Here is a 15,307-nt window from a genome sequence, read left to right as displayed (position 1 = left end):
CCTCACTGCCCCCACTGCCCGCTGCGCTTCATCACGCCCCACTGATGCTTGCGTCGGGCGAACCACTGCCACAGGCCGCGACAGCGCCAAATCGTGTTGAGCTGCCGATAGCCGAAGTTCTCCAGCACCGCGACGAGGAACAGCCGCAGCATGTCGCGGCGACGCTGATAGACACGAAACGACAGCGTTTCAAGCAGCAGACCGTTCACTGATAGCAGTATGCCCATGCCAATGGCCACCAGCAGGAACACGGTAAGGGCAACCGGTGAGACGATGCCCATGGCGAAGCCGCCGATCATGAAGGCGTAACCGGCCAGTTCCACCAAGGGGCCCAGCCACTCGAACAGCGTCATGAAAGGCCAGGCCAGGTATCCAGGCGCCCCACCCCGCCGCCCGAACGCCAACCGCGCATGACGACTCAGGCTTTCCGCCAGCCCACGCTGCCAACGGCTGCGCTGGCGCCCCAGCGTACCCAAATCCTCCGGCGCCTCTGTCCAGCAGATCGGATCGGGCAGGTAACGAATACGGTAGGGAATCTTTCGTTCACGGTGGTAGCGGTGCAGCCGCACCACCAGCTCCATGTCCTCTCCCACGGTAGTGGTGCTGTAGCCCCCGATCTCGGCGACACGCTCACGGTCGAACAGGCCGAAAGCTCCCGAGATGATCAGCACTGCATTGAGCGGCGACCAACCCAGCCGACCGAACAGGAAGGCGCGCAGGTACTCGACGATCTGGAAACGCGCCAGCAGGCTGTCAGGGATTCCCGCCTCGAGCAGAAAGCCGCCGCGCACCGTCGAACCGTTGGCGATACGCACCGTCCCGCCGGCAGCCACGGTTCGCTCGTCCTCCAGGTAGGGCTGTACCACGCGCAGCAGGCTGTCGCGCTGCAGGATGGAATCGGCATCCACGGCGCAGAACAGCCCGTGACGAGCGGCGTTGATGCCGGCGTTCAGCGCATCGGCCTTGCCGCCGTTGACCTTGTCGACCACCTTCAGGTTGGCGTAACGGCGAGAGCGGTAGATACCTCTGACTTCCTGGTGCGGCACGCTGCGGCGTAGCGGCTCCGGGTGCAGCTCGAGTTCGAAGGCCTCGATCAGCACCTCCAGGGTCTCGTCCTTGGAGCCATCATTGATCACCACCAGTTCGAATTCGGGGTATTGCAGTTGGAGCAAGGAGAGCAGCGAGGTTCGTATGGTGGCCGCCTCGTTGTAGGCCGGCACCAATATCGATACGGCGGGTTCGATGCCCAAGTAAGGTACTTGCTCTCCCAGCTCGGCGCGCTGGCGCATATAACGCCGCAAGCTCACCATGGACATTAGATTGAGGGCCAGATAACCACCGTTGAGCAGCACGAAATAGCCGATGAAGCCGATCTGCGCCCACCACATCCAATCGATGCCCATTCTGCCCTCCTCAACGGCGCCGCTCGGCGATGGCGCGAGTCAGGGCATCACGCCCATAACGATCCGTCAGCTCATGCTGCCAAGCTGCGATGTCGGCATCGCCGATACCGGGAAGTTCGACCAGCGCGTCCGCCGCTGCCTGACGCACCCACCAACTGCTGTCAGTCAGCCGCTCGAGCAGGAAGGGAGCATCTTCGAGCCCCGCCTGACGGCGCAGCGCCTGGACCGCAACCAGCCTGACCTGAGGGGAGTCGGCGCCCAACCAGCGTAGAAGGAGCGGCTTGTCACGGGGATCGCGCTGCTGCCCTAGGCAGCTCAACGCGGCACAGAGCGAGGTCTCGGTACCCTCTTGCTCCTCGATATTTCCCTCCAGAAAACGCCTTGCCCAGGGTGCCACACGGTTCGGCTCGGCCCAGGCCAGCAGTGCGACCAAGCGAGCGGGCGGCTCTTCTCCTTCGACAAGACGTGACAGCAGCGGGCCGCTGACCGCCGCCGGGCCAGCCTGACGACACAGCGCTTCCAGCCGCGGAATGGCCCAGTCACGGCGCAGCTCTACCAGCGGGATCAAACGCTGCATGGCTCGCGCGGGGTCCATGGCCACCAAGGTTTGCGCGGCTGTGAGCGCCACCACAGGATTGGTGTCATCCACCAGCGGCGTCACCTCGGACCAGTAGCGTGGGTCGGCCAGGTACTGCAGGCAGCTAAGCGAGAGCAGTCGACGGTGTACACCCCGCCCACGTAGCAGCCGCACTACGCGACCGCTCATGCCGATACCTTGGAAGAGCGCGTTCAGTCGCTGCTGTGACTGCCCCCGCACCTGCCGGCGCAGCCGCAGCCACAGCAGCATGAACCAGACCTCTTCTTGCCTGCCACGGGGCGGCCAAGGTAGCGCATCGCCATGCTCCACGCTCCATGCGGTAAGGCGCGGGCGCCAGTGGCCGGTGAAAGCCTCTCTTCGGCGCTCGCGACGACTGGCCAACTCGGTCAGCACCAGTACCTGGAGCATGATCAGCAGCGTCAAACCGGCCAGGGCGAGGGCACTGTAGACGGCAAAGCGCAATACCGGGTCCGCAGGCGGAGTCGCCAGTACCTGCAACGTCTGATTCAGCAGAGCCGCAAGCTCAGAAGGCATATCTCACACCCAACTGAACGCCGTAACGGTCGTATAGATCGCCCTGGCTGAGGCCACCCAATTCCCAGCTCAACGCCCAGTCGTCACGCAACCAGTGCCTCCCGTGTAGAGCCACGGATGCCACGTCCGTCGTCACCACCTCGCCGCCGGGTAACCCCTCCTCCTCGCGACCGAGCGCCCCGCGCACCCCCACCAGGCTGCGCTCGCCGTAGTAGTAGTCCAGCGCCACGGCATGCCCCACCGGGGTGCCCGCCACGTCCACGTCGCTGACGTTGAGGGTATAGGCACCACGCCAGTTGCCCCAGTAGCGCTCCATGCCCAGCGCCAGCCTGTCGACCTGGGAGCCCTCGTAGCGGGTACGCCGCAGACTGGCGTTGCCCACGTAGCCGCCACCCAGCACGCGCTGTACGCCGAGATCGGCATGCCAGCGGGCAAGGAAATCGGCCGAGAAGGCGCGCCCCACTTCGGGCTGCACGATCCATCCATCGCCCAACGGCAGCGCAGCCCCCGCCACAAGCGCTTCATCCCAGGTGCCATAGCGACGCTCGCGGTGCAACGCGCCATACCAGGTCGGCTCTCCGCGGCGGCTCGACTGCACGTCGAGACGCTGGGTCAACCAGTCGTCGAAGCCGCTGTCCAGCGCATCGTAACGCAGCGAAGCCTCCACCTCGGTGCGCCGCTCCTGTGCCTGCGCAGCGGCAAACAGCGTCGAGCCAATCATCAGCGCCCCGATCAGGCACCCCACGGCAGCAGATCGGGCATCGACCATCCGTTGCATCAACGCCTCCTCATGAAACGCCGCAGCCGAGCCAGGAGTTCCTCCGGCTGAAATGGCTTGGTCACGTAGTCGTCGGCCCCCAGCTCGAGCGCCCGTACCACGTCGGCCTCGCGCGCCTTGGCCGTGAGCATGATGACGGGCACATCCTGCCACGCCGGCAGGCTGCGCAGCCGCTCCAATACCTCCAGGCCATCATGGTAGGGCAGCATGATGTCGAGCAGCGCCAGATTCACCGGGGAAATATCGGAAAGAAGCTCCAGCGCCCGTCGTCCGTCAGGTGCATGCTCCACTTCGAAGCCCTGACGCTCGAGCAGAAAGCGGATCAAAAAGGCGATGTCCTCTTCGTCCTCCACCATCAGGATGCGAGGCTTGGGTTCGCTCGTCGTCATCGTCACCTACCCTCTTCGTGATTCGCATGCCCGTCGGCTTCCGACAGGGCGGGAAAACGCACTCGAAACTCGCTGCCGTTGCCGGGAACCGAGCTGAAGTCGATTTCACCGTTCATGGCATGAACCAAGCCACGAGTGATCGATAGCCCGAGCCCGGTGCCGCCGATACGACGCCGGTCGGAGCCGTCGGCCTGAGCGAAGCGCTCGAAGACACGGGATTGAAACTCCAGCGGTATCCCCTCACCCACATCACGAACCGCCACCTCCCACCAGTCAGCGGCAGCGTTCGTCACTGGCCTGATGCCAACCGTGACGGCAGCGCCTGATGGCGAGTGTTTACAGGCATTGGAGATTAGATTGGCGAGCACCTGGGCGAAGCGATGCGGATCCAGTGCCGCCTCAGCTTGGCGCTCGGCACGCCGCAGCTCAAGCGTCACACCAAAACTGTCGGCATAGGGGGTGTTGTCAATCAGCGCCTGCTCAACCAACGCGGTCAGATCGGCACGCTGCAACCGCACCTCGAGCTGACCGGCCTCGAGCTTTTCGATATCGAGGATGTCGTCGATGAGATGTACCAGACGCTGGCCGTTCTTCTCGGCCACCTGGACCAGGGTCCGGGCATCGTCGGGCAGCTCTCCTCCATAGCCCTGCTGCAGCATGCTCAAGGCCCCCTTGACGGCGGTCAGCGGTGTGCGCAGCTCATGGCTGACAGTGGCGATGAATTCAGCCTTCATGCGCTCCATCTCGCGCCGCTGCGTGATGTCCACCGCCACTGCCAGCAAATGCTGGCTGCCATCGGAAAGGGTCAGCGGCCGTTTGAGCATCTGCAGCCAGTGCTCGTTTCCATCGCTGTCGCGAATTTTGAGTTCCGGAACACGCAGCTCGTCACGACCGGCCAGCACTTCACTATCACCCACGCTCAAAGGGCGCAATAACGAGGCCTGATCCAGCTCCGACGGCTGACGCCCCTCCACCTCGCTTGGCTGCAGCCCGAAAAAACCGGCGAAGGACTGGTTGCAGAGTAGGAAGCGCCCATCCGCATCGCGTGAGAAGATCAGATTCTCGTCGGCATCCACCACCCGGCGGAGGTACATCTGCTGATCGCGCAGCCGCCGGCGGCTGCGCAGCCGATCGGTGATATCACGAGCGATGACCAGATGCTCACCGTCCCGCGTCGGCAGCATGCGCACCTCGTACTCGGTATCGTCGGGGTCGTGCCAGACGAAGCTGTGCAGCAATCCCTCGCTGCCAGTCTCATCAAGGCGTTCATGCAGCTCGCGGGCAAAGGGCTCGGTCACCGGCGCCTCGCCCACCAGACGATGGACGCATCGCTCGGCATCGATGACGTAGAGTTCGTCAGGCACGGTATGCAGCAGGGCCTGCAGCCTTGCCTCGCGATGTTCGGCATCTTCGAGCAGCTGGCGACGAATGGTGAGCACGCGGTTCAGCGCCCCGTATGCTGCCACGAAGAGGATCACCACGAATGCGACGCCGATGATGGCCACCTGTCTAGCTCGGCCGGCCTGCTCGGCGGCACGATCGCTCTGCATTGCGAGCAGCTCTCGCTCCTCGTTCTTGAGGGGATCGAGGATGTCGCGTATGCGAACCATGGTTTGACGTCCGCCTGCTGCCAGCAGCCGCAACGATGCAGCCTCGAGCCCATCGCTCTCACGCACGGCGATGTTACTCTCGGCGATGCTCACTCGCTGATCGATCAAGGACTCCAGTAGCGCCAATTGCTCCGCCGACAGGCGCTCGTTGGATTCAAGGCGTTGGTGTAGCAAACGGCGTTCGGCGTCGAGACGCTCCCGGGCACTGCGGTAAGGAATCAGGTAGTCGCTGCGCCCTGTGATGACGAAGCCGCGCTCACCGGTTTCCACTTCGAGCAGGGTCAACTGGAGATCCTGAATCGATGAGATCAGTGCAAGGCCGTCATCGACGGCTTCATTGGCAACCAGAAGGGACTGTTGGACCCGCCCTGCCTGAACCGCAAGACCGATCAACAGCAGAAAGGCAAGTAACGAGGCGAGACGATGCAAGGCAACGGCAGAGGGGCGATTCAGCAACGGACTTACCTCGTTGGCCGCTTGCGATCATTGCGTAGCCGACCCAGGAGGTGGAACAGCGCCTTCCCGCTTACTATGCCCAACCCATAGATCACCAGCAGCAGCAGCGCCAACGGCATCCGCATCCCCCAGGTAAGGAAACGCACCTCGACCAGGTTGATGTTCTGCACGAAAAGAATCGCGACCAGCAGGGTGACGACGATCTTGATCGCCAGCAGTAGCGTATCCATGCGCTCTCCTTTCCCCAAGAATCCCCTTAAAGCTGGGTGGCAGAGCGTTTTCTGTCAACTTTCGCTAATACGTCGCGCCCGGATGAAGCCGGGCGCGACGATAGCGGATGACGGTTCAACCGATGGCGAATAGCGCCCCGGCAGCGGTGATCGCAACGCCCAGCACCCGCAGGATACGATTCTCACGCGCCATCAGGAACACGCCCGCCGCACGCCCCGCGTAGGTAATGGCCAGCGTCGCCAGGGTGAAGCCGGCCAGGTAGGCCAGCATGGAGGCGCCGTGGGGCATCTCGCTGCCATGGGCATGGCCGTGGAACAGCATGAACAGCACCACCACGCCCGCACCAACCACGGTGGGGACCTTGACCAGCGCAGCGATCAGCACCCCTGCCAGCAGTACCGACATGGCGATGCCGAACTCCACGCCCGGCAGTGACATGCCGGCCCAGGCCAGCCCCGCCCCAAGCAACATGCCGCCTGCCGCCAGGGCCGGCGCAGCGAGACTGAAAGCACGGCTCTGACGCAGGCTCCACAACCCCACCGCCAGCATCGCCAGCAGGTGGTCGAGCCCCAGCAGGGGATGCGCCAGGCCGGCGGCAAAACCGCCGCCGTGGACATGGTCGTGTCCCGGGTGCGCCACGGCAAGGCCGGCCAAGAGGAGCAGCGCCGGTGCCGCGAGCAGAGCCAGCTGGGTGGATGATGAACGAGTCGTTTTCATGATGGCGATCTCCTGGCCGAAGGTAGTCGAATGGTCGTCAGGCACTGGCCGGCTGGGCCTGGGGCCGGCGCTCCGGCAGCATGCCGCGGTCGAGAATGAAACGAATGATCTCCTCGAGACCGACACCGTCGTAGAGGTTGGTGAAGACGAACGGGCGCTCGCCGCGCATCTTCTTTGAATCGCGCTCCATCACCTCGAGCGAGGCGTGAACCTGCTCGGCGATGTCGATCTTGTTGATGATCAGCAGATCCGACTTGGTAATACCGGGACCGCCCTTGCGCGGGATCTTGTCGCCGGCGGAGACGTCGATCACGTAGAGCGTCAGGTCGGAGAGTTCGGGGCTGAAGGTGGCAGACAGGTTGTCGCCACCGGACTCCACCAGCACCAGCTCGAGATTGGGGTGCCGTTCTTGCAGTTCGTCGATGGCGGCGAGGTTCATCGAGGCATCCTCGCGGATCGCCGTGTGCGGGCAGCCTCCGGTTTCCACGCCGAGGATGCGGTCGGCCGGCAGCGCCTCGTGGCGCAGCAGGAAGTCGGCATCCTCGCGGGTGTAGATGTCGTTGGTCACCACGGCAATGTCGTAGTGGTCGCGCAGCGCCAGGCACAGCTGCTTGAGCAGGGCCGTCTTGCCGGAACCCACCGGGCCACCGACGCCGACGCGTAGGCAATGTGTCATCTTGGTCTCCTTGGCCACCTAAGCGGCACTGTTATGTCGACAGGCGCCAGACCAGTTGCTGCCGAATCCACCTCACGCGATCGCTGGGGCGATGGCCGAGACGATGCGGGCGATCTTCATGGATGAAGATCGAGGAAAGCCGGCACAGGGATGTGCCGTCTTTCCGACCGCGGGAGTCCGGCCGGAGCGCCAGGGTTTCGAGCGCGTGGTGTGGTGAGCGCAGCGGACTGGCTGGCTGACCATCACAATCAACTCCGAAACAGCCTCGAGTACTGCGTTTCGTGCAACGCGCTGGCCAGTGCCAGCCCAGGCAGCACCGGGCCGAGCTCGTCGTCATCGAGCTCGATTGCTGCATCCACCGCGGCTACCAGCGCCGGGCGCAGCCGCTCGATCAGGCGCTGGGCAGCGGTATGCCCCAGCGGCAGCGCCTTGCAGGCCACTGCCAACTGGTTCTCCAACCAGGCCCAGGCGAAGCCGAGCATGGCCTGGCGTGGCGCCACCCCACGCACCTGAGCGGCCCAGGCAAAAACCGTCACGTAGCCTGCCCCGGCCGGCAGCGCGGGAGTCCCATTCGGCAACTCAGCGGGCAACAGCCCCAGGCTGCCCAGCAACCGAGCCAGCGAAGCACCCAAGCGCGAATCCTCGGCGGCCAGCTCGGCAGTTTCGCGGTTGGCGGCCAGCCAGCCATCCCACTGCGCTATCGCCTCGACATCCTGCTCTGCCCAGGCGTGCTGCAGGCGCGCCAGTACCGGCAGCTCGCAGCGGGTCAGGCCATCATCGAGCACGCCTTCCAGCCAGTCACCGAGGCTCTCTTCGTCATCTACCCAGCCCAGCTCGAAAGCGCTCTCGAGCCCCTGGGAGAAGGCAAAGGCCCCGATCGGCAGCGCCGGGCTGACCAATTGCAGCAGTCCCAGCAGCGCCAGATCGTCGCTCTGGGCCGTGACATTCACGGGTGTCGCCTCACGGGGCATGGTGATGCCCATGGCCGTGGTTATGGCTATGGTCATGGTCGTGGTCATGGCCATGACTGGGGTCGTCGTGGTCGTGACCATGAGCGTGTGAATGGCCGAGTTGGTTGTAGGCGCCTGGCTCGGGATCGAAAGACGCCTCATGCCGCTCCAGACTCGCTCCCAGCAACTCGGCCAGCTCTTCCAGCACGTGATCCGGTGGGAAGCGCACGTAACCACCTCGCCAGTCCTCGCCCAGCGCCAGTTGCACGTGACGATTGCCAAGGTGGTAGGCGAGCCGCGCCAGGGGCAAGCCCGCTTCGACCCGGGCGGTCACCACCGGCTCGTCGGCAGCCCTGACCCGCACGATCTCGCCGCTCTCGGCGCGCAGCCCCTCGCCATGGCGCAGTACCGGGCCACGGTCGAGAAACAGCCCCAGCTCGTGACCGGAGTCGCTCACCGCCTTGAGCCGACCGCGAATGCGCAGCTCATAGGGCAGCGTGAGGGTGTCGCTGGCCTGGCGCCCCTCGACGGGTCCCAGGCGTTCGATCAGTTTCAGCATTGCTATTGCCTCGTTGAGTTCAGGTCCTGGGCCAGCCTGGCGCCAGGCCGCACCCCGCCGAACCACCTCGCGCGACCGCTGGCAGTCCGGGCGAGACGATGCGGGCGATCTTCATGGATGAAGATCGAGGAAAGCCGGCACAGGGATGTGCCGTCTTTCCGACCGCAGGAGTCCGGCCGGGATGCCAGGGTTTCGGGCGCGTGGCGTGGTGAGCGCGGGGTTGCGAGCATGGCGTCATCCTCGAATGCTTCAGAACAGGTGGTAGCGCTGCGCCAATGGCAACTCGGTGGCCGGCTCACAGGTCAGTAGCTCGCCGTCACAGCGCACCTCGTAGGTCTGCGGATCGACGCTGAGCTCGGGGCAGGCGTCGTTGAGCTTCATGTCGCTCTTGCGCACCCCGCGCACGTTCTTGCAAGCCACCAGCGGGCTCTGCAACCCCAGCTTCTCCCCGATGCCGGCGTCCAGTGCCGCCTGGCTGACGAAACTCACGCGGCTCTGGCTCGCCGCCCGGCCGAAGGCGCCGAACATGGGGCGGTAGTGCACCGGCTGCGGCGTGGGGATCGAGGCATTGGGATCGCCCATCGGCGCCGCCGCGATCATGCCCGCCTTGAGGATCAGCGCCGGCTTGACGCCGAAGAAGGCCGGGCTCCACAGCACCAGATCGGCCAGCTTACCCACCTCGATGGAGCCCACCTCATGGGCGATGCCGTGGGTGATCGCCGGATTGATGGTGTACTTGGCGATGTAGCGCCGGGCGCGGAAGTTATCGGCGCCGAGCGCCTCGTCCTCCGGCAGCAGCCCGCGCTGCACCTTCATCTTGTGCGCGGTCTGCCAGGTACGACACACCACCTCCCCCACCCGCCCCATGGCCTGGGAGTCCGAGGCGATCATCGAGATCACCCCCATGTCCTGCAGGATGTCCTCAGCGGCAATGGTCTCGCGACGGATGCGCGAGTCGGCGAAGGCCACGTCCTCGGGAATGTTCGGGTCGAGGTGGTGGCACACCATCAGCATGTCGAGATGCTCGTCGATGGTGTTGATCGTGTAGGGCCGCGTCGGGTTGGTCGACGACGGCAGCACGTAGGGCTTGGAACAGGCAATCAGGATGTCCGGCGCATGGCCGCCACCGGCGCCCTCGGTGTGATAGGTGTGGATGCCGCGCTCCTTGAAGGCGGCCAGGGTATCCTCGACGAAGCCCGACTCGTTGAGGGTGTCGGTATGAATGGCAATCTGCACGTCGTACCTTTCGGCCACACCCAGGCAGGTATCGATGGAAGCCGGGGTGGTGCCCCAGTCCTCGTGCAGCTTGAGGCCGATCACCCCGGCCTCGATCTGCGCCTCGAGTGCCTCAGGCAAGCTGGCATTGCCCTTGCCAAGCAGGCCGACGTTCATCGGCAGCTCGTCCACCGCCTGCAGCATCCTACCGATGTGCCAGGCGCCCGGCGTACAGGTGGTGGCATTGCTGCCGGTGGCAGGTCCGGTGCCGCCGCCAAGCATGGTAGTGATGCCGCTCATCAACGCCTCTTCCACCTGCTGCGGGCAGATGAAATGGATGTGCGCGTCGATGCCGCCGGCAGTGAGGATCTTGCCCTCACCAGCGATCACCTCGGTGCCGGGGCCGATGACGATCTCCACATCGGGCTGGGTGTCGGGGTTGCCCGCCTTGCCGATGGCCGCGATACGGCCCGCCTGGATGCCCACATCGGCCTTGACGATGCCCCACCAGTCGAGGATCAGGGCGTTGGTGATCACGGTATCCATCACCGTGGCGTCGGCGCGCTGGCTCTGGCCCATGCCGTCGCGAATCACCTTGCCGCCGCCGAACTTAACCTCTTCGCCATAGTGGGTGGCGTCGCGCTCCACCTCGATCCACAGCTCGGTGTCGCCCAGGCGCACGCGATCGCCTACGGTGGGGCCGTACATGTCGGCATAGGCCTGCCGGCTGATGCTGGTGCTCATGCCTCACCTCCTTCAAGCGATCCCATTACCTCGCCGCGGAAACCGTAGATATGGCGACTGCCGGCAAAGGGGATCAACGTAACCTCACGGGTCTGGCCCGGCTCGAAGCGAATCGCCGTGCCCGCCGCCACGTCCAGGCGAAAGCCGCGCGCCCTCGTACGGTCGAAGACCAGTGCCGGGTTGGTCTCGGCGAAATGATAGTGGGAGCCGACCTGGATCGGCCGGTCGCCGGTATTGGCCACCTCCAGCGTGATCCGCTCGCGCCCGGCGCAGAGCTCGATCTCGCCGTCCTGTAATTGATACTCACCGGGAATCATGGATGGCTCCTTAGACAATCGGTGTATGCACCGTCACAAGTTTCGTTCCGTCAGGAAACGTGGCTTCGACCTGCACCTCGTGCACCATCTCGGCCACCCCGTCCATGACATCGTCACGGCCGAGGATCTCGCGTCCGTAGCTCATCAGCTCGGCCACGCTGCGCCCATCGCGCGCGCCTTCCATGATCTCGAAGCTGATCAGCGCCACGGCCTCGGGATAGTTGAGCTTGAGGCCGCGTGCCCGGCGTCGTTCGGCCAACTGGGCGGCGGAGAACAGCAGCAGCTTGTCCTTGTCTCTCGGGGTCAGTTCCATGCGTCTCTCCTGGTGAGTCAGGTGAACCAGATACGGGGCGGATGAGCGGGCACACCGATCAGCAGTGGCCTCAGGCAGGCCCAGGCTTGCCGGCAGATCTCCCAGGCTTCGTTGCGTTCATGACCCAGGTAACGCAACAACAGCACGCCGTGGCGCACGGTCACCGCCCAGCGCGGGCTCGCCGTTATCGCATCGCGCAGCGCCTCGATGGCTGCGGGTTCGTCGGCGAGACCCACGGCCCACAGGGTGGCCTGCACGCTGGCGCCACCCTGGCCCCAGCGACCGGCAAAGCGCGGATGTGCCGGGTCAAGCGGTTGGCGCTCCAGCCACAGTGGCTTGCCATCGCGAAACAGCCGGAAGCGCTGATCGATGCGTCCCGATACATAGGGCAGCCGGCTCGCCGGCCGGCCCAGCGCCAGCACTTCCCAGCCCAGGCAGCGTGCGCCCGCGTCGAGTTCGATGAGCGTCTCCTGCATGCCCCGCGAGCCATCGAAGGCGATGGTCTCCTGGGGCAGCCATTCGAGAATGCCGTGCGGCGATACCTTCAGGCTGGTGCGCTGTTCCCACGCCACGCCGTGGCTGTCGGCCCGGTAGAGCTTGTTGGCGGCCGGCGTGGTCAGCAGCGCATGGGCTTGCGCCTCGACCCGCGCGGCGATGCTCAAGGCATCACCGCTGACCAACCCGCCGGGCGGGTGCAGCAGGTAAACGTGGCAGGCGCCATCTCGCCCTTCCGGATAGAAAGGCCGCTGCACCCGCAGCGGGCCGCGGTGGCACGCCTCGACCATACGCGTGCGCCCATCGCGGCAGTCAAAGCCGAGCGCCAGCGACGCCGCCCAGTGACGCTCGGCATCGAAGCGATGGCCGGAGTGCGTTGCTGGCTTGGCGAAAGCAGAGGTGGCGAAAGCGGTCATTGGCGGCTCATGGCATGGCGTGTCTGACCAACCCTTCAGCAAGGGACGTACCAGCTTGGTGAATCGCCCCGACACGCTTTTATAAACAATGCCTTATAAAAAATTCGGCGGGGCGTATACACGTCCCACCGACTCTTTTTGGTGCGTCAGATCAGTAATTTCGCACCAATCTCGCGCGCCCTTGTCGCTAATAGCACCTTTCTGGTGCAGTCGTCGTCACAGCCGCCCTATACCGTCAGGTGTTCCTTGATCAGCGTATCGGAGAGTTCCGCGATCTCCCCCTTGGCCACCGGCCTGCCGCGATCCATGATCACGAAACGGTCGGCGTACTTACGAGCGAAAGGCAGCTTCTGCTCCACCAGCAGCACGGTGAGACCGTCCTCCTCGATCAGCTTGCGAATCACCTCGCCGATCAGGGTGACGATATTGGGCTGAATGCCCTCGCCCGGTTCGTCGAGGATCAACAAGCGGGGTTCGATCACCAGGGCACGACCGATGGCCAACTGCTGCTGCTGGCCGCCGGAGAGATCCCCGCCCCGGCGGTGCTCCATCTCCTTGAGCACCGGGAAGAGCTCATAGATGCGCTCCGGAATGGTGCGTCGACCATCTCCGCGAGCCGCCAGACCGGTGCGCAGGTTCTCCTCCACGGTCAGCAAGGGAAAAATCTGCCGCCCCTGGGGCACGTAGCCGATCCCGAGACGCGAGCGATCTTCCACCCGACGCTTGGTCAGCTCCACATCATCGGCATAGCGAATGCTGCCAGAGGAGACCTTCACCTCGCCCATGATGGCCTTCATCAGGGTAGTCTTGCCCACCCCGTTGCGGCCCATCACGCAGGTGCACTGCCCCGCTGGCACGGCCAGGTCGAGATCCCACAGGGTGTGGCTCTCGCCATAGAACTGGTTGAGCTTGTCGATTGCCAGCATTAGAGCGTCTCCTCCTCGACTTCGGCGCCGAGGTAGACTTCGATCACCCGTGGGTCACTGGAGACCTGATCCATGCTGCCCTCCGCCAGTACGCTGCCCTGATGCAGCACCGTCACCTTGCGCGCGATGGAGCGCACGAAACCCATATCGTGCTCGACCACGACAACAGATTGTTTTCCCGCCAACCCGGTGAGCAGTTCGGCGGTACGCTCCATCTCCTGCTCGGTCATGCCGGCCACCGGTTCGTCCACCAGCAGCAGACGCGGTCGTTGCATCAGCAGCATGCCGATCTCCAGCCACTGCTTCTGGCCGTGGGAAAGAATGCCCGCCGGGCGGGCGTGCAGCGCCTTCAGGCCGATGATCTCCAGCACCTCGTCGATGTGATCACGTATCTCACCGTTCATGCGCGCAGTGAGCGTGGGCAGGATGCGCTTGTCGGCGGCCATCGCCAGCTCCAGGTTCTCGAACACCGTGAGCACCTCGAACACCGTCGGTTTCTGGAACTTGCGGCCGATGCCGAGACTGGCGATATCCGGCTCGTTCATGCTCAGCAGGTCGTGACGGCTGCCGAACCACACCTGGCCGCTGTCGGGCCGGGTCTTGCCGGTGATGATGTCCATCATGGTGGTCTTGCCGGCGCCGTTGGGTCCGATGATGCAGCGTAGCTCGCCGTCGTCGATGGTCAGGTTGAGATCGTTGATCGCCTTGAAGCCGTCGAAGCTGACCGTCACATCCTCCAGGTAGAGGATCGGCCCGTGCCGCACGTCTACCGGCGACTCCGCGGGCACCAGAAAATCGAATACCCGATCACGGCTGGCCAGGGAACGCAGAATGCTCATGCCGATGCCTCCTTGCCGGAAAACGAACCGTCAGCGTCGCGACGGCGGCGTAGCCTGAGCGCCAGCAGCCCTGCCACGCCCTTGGGCAGGAACACCGTGACCAGCACGAAGAGTCCGCCCAGGGCGAACAGCCAGGCGTCCGGCATCGCCCCGGTGAATACCGTCTTGGCGTAGTTGACCAGTATCGCCCCGATCACTGCCCCGTAGAGCGTCGCCCGTCCGCCGAGGGCCACCCACAGCACGATCTCGATGGAGAACAGCGGCGAGAACTCGCTGGGGTTGATGATGCCGACCTGAGGCACGTAGAGCGCCCCGGCAAGCCCCGCCAGCATGGCCGAAACCACGAACACGAACAGCTGGAAGCGCTCGACCCGATAGCCGAGGAAGCGCGTGCGAGCCTCGGCATCACGGGTCGCCACACACACCCGACCCAGCTTGCTGGTGACGATGGCCCGACACAGCACGTAGCCCAGCGCCAGCGCCACGCCTGAGGCCAGAAACAGGCCCAGCCGGGTCTCGCTGCTGCGCAGGTTGAAGCCCAATAACTCACGGAAGTCGGTCAAACCGTCGCTACCGCCGAAGCCCATCTCGTTGCGGAAGAAGGCTAGCATCAGGGCGAAGGTGAGCGCCTGGGTGATGATCGACAGGTAGACCCCGGTGACCCGCGAACGGAATGCCAGGAATCCGAACACCAGCGCCAACGCTCCCGGCACCAGCAGCACCATCAAAAAGGCGAACCAGGCCATGTCGAAGCCCAGCCAGTACCACGGCAGACTGTCCCAGTTGAGGAACACCATGAAATCGGGCAGCACCGGGTGGCCATAGACGCCGCGGTCGCCGATCTGACGCATCAGGTACATGCCCATGGCGTAGCCGCCCAGAGCGAAGAAGGCGCCGTGCCCGAGGCTCAAGATACCGAGATAGCCCCATACCAGATCCACCGCCACCGCCAGCAGCGCATAGCTCAGATACTTGCCGAACAAGTTAACGGTATAAGCATTGACATAGAGGGGATGCCCCGGTGGCAGCGCCACATGCAGCAACGTCACCAGCGTCATGGCGGCCAGCAGCACGCCGAGAAAGATCAGCGTCGAGCGCTCACCGAACGGCCGTAGCAACCAGAGTCGAGAAGAATCCATGG

General features: G+C 64.6%; 17 protein-coding genes. All 17 read right to left on the bottom strand.

The window, feature by feature from the left end:
* Positions 1-2 precede the first annotated feature (2 nt).
* The gene (locus tag B8115_RS13215) at positions 3-1,403 is read right to left on the bottom strand and encodes a glycosyltransferase (RefSeq protein WP_010628287.1); all 1,401 of its coding nucleotides are present in this window, start codon (positions 1,401-1,403) and stop codon (positions 3-5) included.
* Between the two features lie 10 nt (positions 1,404-1,413).
* The gene (locus B8115_RS13210) at positions 1,414-2,535 is read right to left on the bottom strand and encodes a HEAT repeat domain-containing protein (RefSeq protein ID WP_010628286.1); all 1,122 of its coding nucleotides are present in this window, start codon (positions 2,533-2,535) and stop codon (positions 1,414-1,416) included.
* Entirely contained in the window at positions 2,525-3,313 is a 789-nt protein-coding gene (locus tag B8115_RS13205) for a YaiO family outer membrane beta-barrel protein (protein WP_010628285.1), read from the bottom strand. Before B8115_RS13205 ends, B8115_RS13210 begins: the two co-directional genes overlap by 11 nt.
* Complete coding sequence (locus B8115_RS13200; protein ID WP_010628284.1) at positions 3,313-3,702, bottom strand: response regulator; 390 nt, start codon at positions 3,700-3,702, stop codon at positions 3,313-3,315. The genes B8115_RS13205 and B8115_RS13200 overlap by 1 nt, the downstream gene beginning before the upstream one ends.
* Before the next feature lie 2 nt (positions 3,703-3,704).
* Complete coding sequence (locus tag B8115_RS13195; protein WP_010628283.1) at positions 3,705-5,768, bottom strand: ATP-binding protein; 2,064 nt, start codon at positions 5,766-5,768, stop codon at positions 3,705-3,707.
* A 5-nt stretch (positions 5,769-5,773) separates the two neighbouring features.
* The gene (locus B8115_RS13190) at positions 5,774-5,998 is read right to left on the bottom strand and encodes a lipopolysaccharide assembly protein LapA domain-containing protein (RefSeq protein WP_010628282.1); all 225 of its coding nucleotides are present in this window, start codon (positions 5,996-5,998) and stop codon (positions 5,774-5,776) included.
* A gap of 115 nt (positions 5,999-6,113) precedes the next feature.
* Positions 6,114-6,716, bottom strand: a complete 603-nt coding sequence (locus tag B8115_RS13185; protein WP_010628281.1) for a HupE/UreJ family protein — start codon at positions 6,714-6,716, stop codon at positions 6,114-6,116.
* Positions 6,717-6,753: 37 nt separating this feature from the next.
* On the bottom strand, positions 6,754-7,392 hold the full coding sequence (gene ureG, locus B8115_RS13180; RefSeq protein ID WP_010628280.1) for an urease accessory protein UreG: 639 nt from the start codon (positions 7,390-7,392) through the stop codon (positions 6,754-6,756).
* Between the two features lie 248 nt (positions 7,393-7,640).
* Positions 7,641-8,375: an urease accessory protein UreF gene (locus B8115_RS13175; RefSeq protein ID WP_010628279.1), complete on the bottom strand. Its 735-nt coding sequence runs from the start codon at positions 8,373-8,375 to the stop codon at positions 7,641-7,643.
* Positions 8,353-8,901 carry an urease accessory protein UreE gene (ureE, locus tag B8115_RS13170; RefSeq protein WP_010628278.1) on the bottom strand — a complete coding sequence of 183 codons (549 nt, stop codon included), beginning with the start codon at positions 8,899-8,901 and terminating at the stop codon, positions 8,353-8,355. Before ureE ends, B8115_RS13175 begins: the two co-directional genes overlap by 23 nt.
* A 249-nt stretch (positions 8,902-9,150) precedes the next feature.
* Positions 9,151-10,860, bottom strand: coding sequence for an urease subunit alpha (ureC, locus tag B8115_RS13165; protein WP_010628277.1), 1,710 nt, complete (start codon positions 10,858-10,860; stop codon positions 9,151-9,153).
* A complete protein-coding gene (locus B8115_RS13160) occupies positions 10,857-11,177 on the bottom strand; it encodes an urease subunit beta (RefSeq protein WP_010628276.1) in 321 nt (106 codons plus the stop codon). Before B8115_RS13160 ends, ureC begins: the two co-directional genes overlap by 4 nt.
* 10 nt (positions 11,178-11,187) lie before the next feature.
* The gene (locus B8115_RS13155) at positions 11,188-11,490 is read right to left on the bottom strand and encodes an urease subunit gamma (RefSeq protein ID WP_010628275.1); all 303 of its coding nucleotides are present in this window, start codon (positions 11,488-11,490) and stop codon (positions 11,188-11,190) included.
* A gap of 17 nt (positions 11,491-11,507) precedes the next feature.
* Positions 11,508-12,401 carry an urease accessory protein UreD gene (locus B8115_RS13150; protein ID WP_010628274.1) on the bottom strand — a complete coding sequence of 298 codons (894 nt, stop codon included), beginning with the start codon at positions 12,399-12,401 and terminating at the stop codon, positions 11,508-11,510.
* A gap of 227 nt (positions 12,402-12,628) precedes the next feature.
* On the bottom strand, positions 12,629-13,327 hold the full coding sequence (gene urtE / locus B8115_RS13145; RefSeq protein WP_010628273.1) for an urea ABC transporter ATP-binding subunit UrtE: 699 nt from the start codon (positions 13,325-13,327) through the stop codon (positions 12,629-12,631).
* Positions 13,327-14,166 carry an urea ABC transporter ATP-binding protein UrtD gene (urtD, locus tag B8115_RS13140; RefSeq protein WP_010628272.1) on the bottom strand — a complete coding sequence of 280 codons (840 nt, stop codon included), beginning with the start codon at positions 14,164-14,166 and terminating at the stop codon, positions 13,327-13,329. Before urtD ends, urtE begins: the two co-directional genes overlap by 1 nt.
* Positions 14,163-15,305: an urea ABC transporter permease subunit UrtC gene (gene urtC / locus B8115_RS13135; RefSeq protein ID WP_010628271.1), complete on the bottom strand. Its 1,143-nt coding sequence runs from the start codon at positions 15,303-15,305 to the stop codon at positions 14,163-14,165. Before urtC ends, urtD begins: the two co-directional genes overlap by 4 nt.
* Positions 15,306-15,307: the final 2 nt, after the last annotated feature.

Source organism: Halomonas sp. KM-1, assembly GCF_000246875.1.
GTDB lineage: Bacteria > Pseudomonadota > Gammaproteobacteria > Pseudomonadales > Halomonadaceae > Halomonas > Halomonas aerodenitrificans.
This window is presented reverse-complemented; position numbering and strand designations above follow the sequence as displayed.

Excerpts from the sequence above, each read along its gene's own strand:
- B8115_RS13160 (WP_010628276.1), bottom strand. The coding sequence starts at position 11,177 with ATGATTCCCGGTGAGTATCAATTACAGGACGGCGAGATCGAGCTCTGC.
- ureE (WP_010628278.1), bottom strand. The coding sequence starts at position 8,901 with ATGCTGAAACTGATCGAACGCCTGGGACCCGTCGAGGGGCGCCAGGCC.
- urtC (WP_010628271.1), bottom strand. The coding sequence starts at position 15,305 with ATGGATTCTTCTCGACTCTGGTTGCTACGGCCGTTCGGTGAGCGCTCG.
- B8115_RS13200 (WP_010628284.1), bottom strand. The coding sequence starts at position 3,702 with ATGACGACGAGCGAACCCAAGCCTCGCATCCTGATGGTGGAGGACGAA.
- B8115_RS13215 (WP_010628287.1), bottom strand. The coding sequence starts at position 1,403 with ATGGGCATCGATTGGATGTGGTGGGCGCAGATCGGCTTCATCGGCTAT.
- B8115_RS13210 (WP_010628286.1), bottom strand. The coding sequence starts at position 2,535 with ATGCCTTCTGAGCTTGCGGCTCTGCTGAATCAGACGTTGCAGGTACTG.
- urtD (WP_010628272.1), bottom strand. The coding sequence starts at position 14,166 with ATGAGCATTCTGCGTTCCCTGGCCAGCCGTGATCGGGTATTCGATTTT.
- B8115_RS13190 (WP_010628282.1), bottom strand. The coding sequence starts at position 5,998 with ATGGATACGCTACTGCTGGCGATCAAGATCGTCGTCACCCTGCTGGTC.
- B8115_RS13175 (WP_010628279.1), bottom strand. The coding sequence starts at position 8,375 with ATGGGCATCACCATGCCCCGTGAGGCGACACCCGTGAATGTCACGGCC.
- urtE (WP_010628273.1), bottom strand. The coding sequence starts at position 13,327 with ATGCTGGCAATCGACAAGCTCAACCAGTTCTATGGCGAGAGCCACACC.
- B8115_RS13155 (WP_010628275.1), bottom strand. The coding sequence starts at position 11,490 with ATGGAACTGACCCCGAGAGACAAGGACAAGCTGCTGCTGTTCTCCGCC.
- ureG (WP_010628280.1), bottom strand. The coding sequence starts at position 7,392 with ATGACACATTGCCTACGCGTCGGCGTCGGTGGCCCGGTGGGTTCCGGC.
- B8115_RS13150 (WP_010628274.1), bottom strand. The coding sequence starts at position 12,401 with ATGACCGCTTTCGCCACCTCTGCTTTCGCCAAGCCAGCAACGCACTCC.
- ureC (WP_010628277.1), bottom strand. The coding sequence starts at position 10,860 with ATGAGCACCAGCATCAGCCGGCAGGCCTATGCCGACATGTACGGCCCC.
- B8115_RS13205 (WP_010628285.1), bottom strand. The coding sequence starts at position 3,313 with ATGCAACGGATGGTCGATGCCCGATCTGCTGCCGTGGGGTGCCTGATC.
- B8115_RS13185 (WP_010628281.1), bottom strand. The coding sequence starts at position 6,716 with ATGAAAACGACTCGTTCATCATCCACCCAGCTGGCTCTGCTCGCGGCA.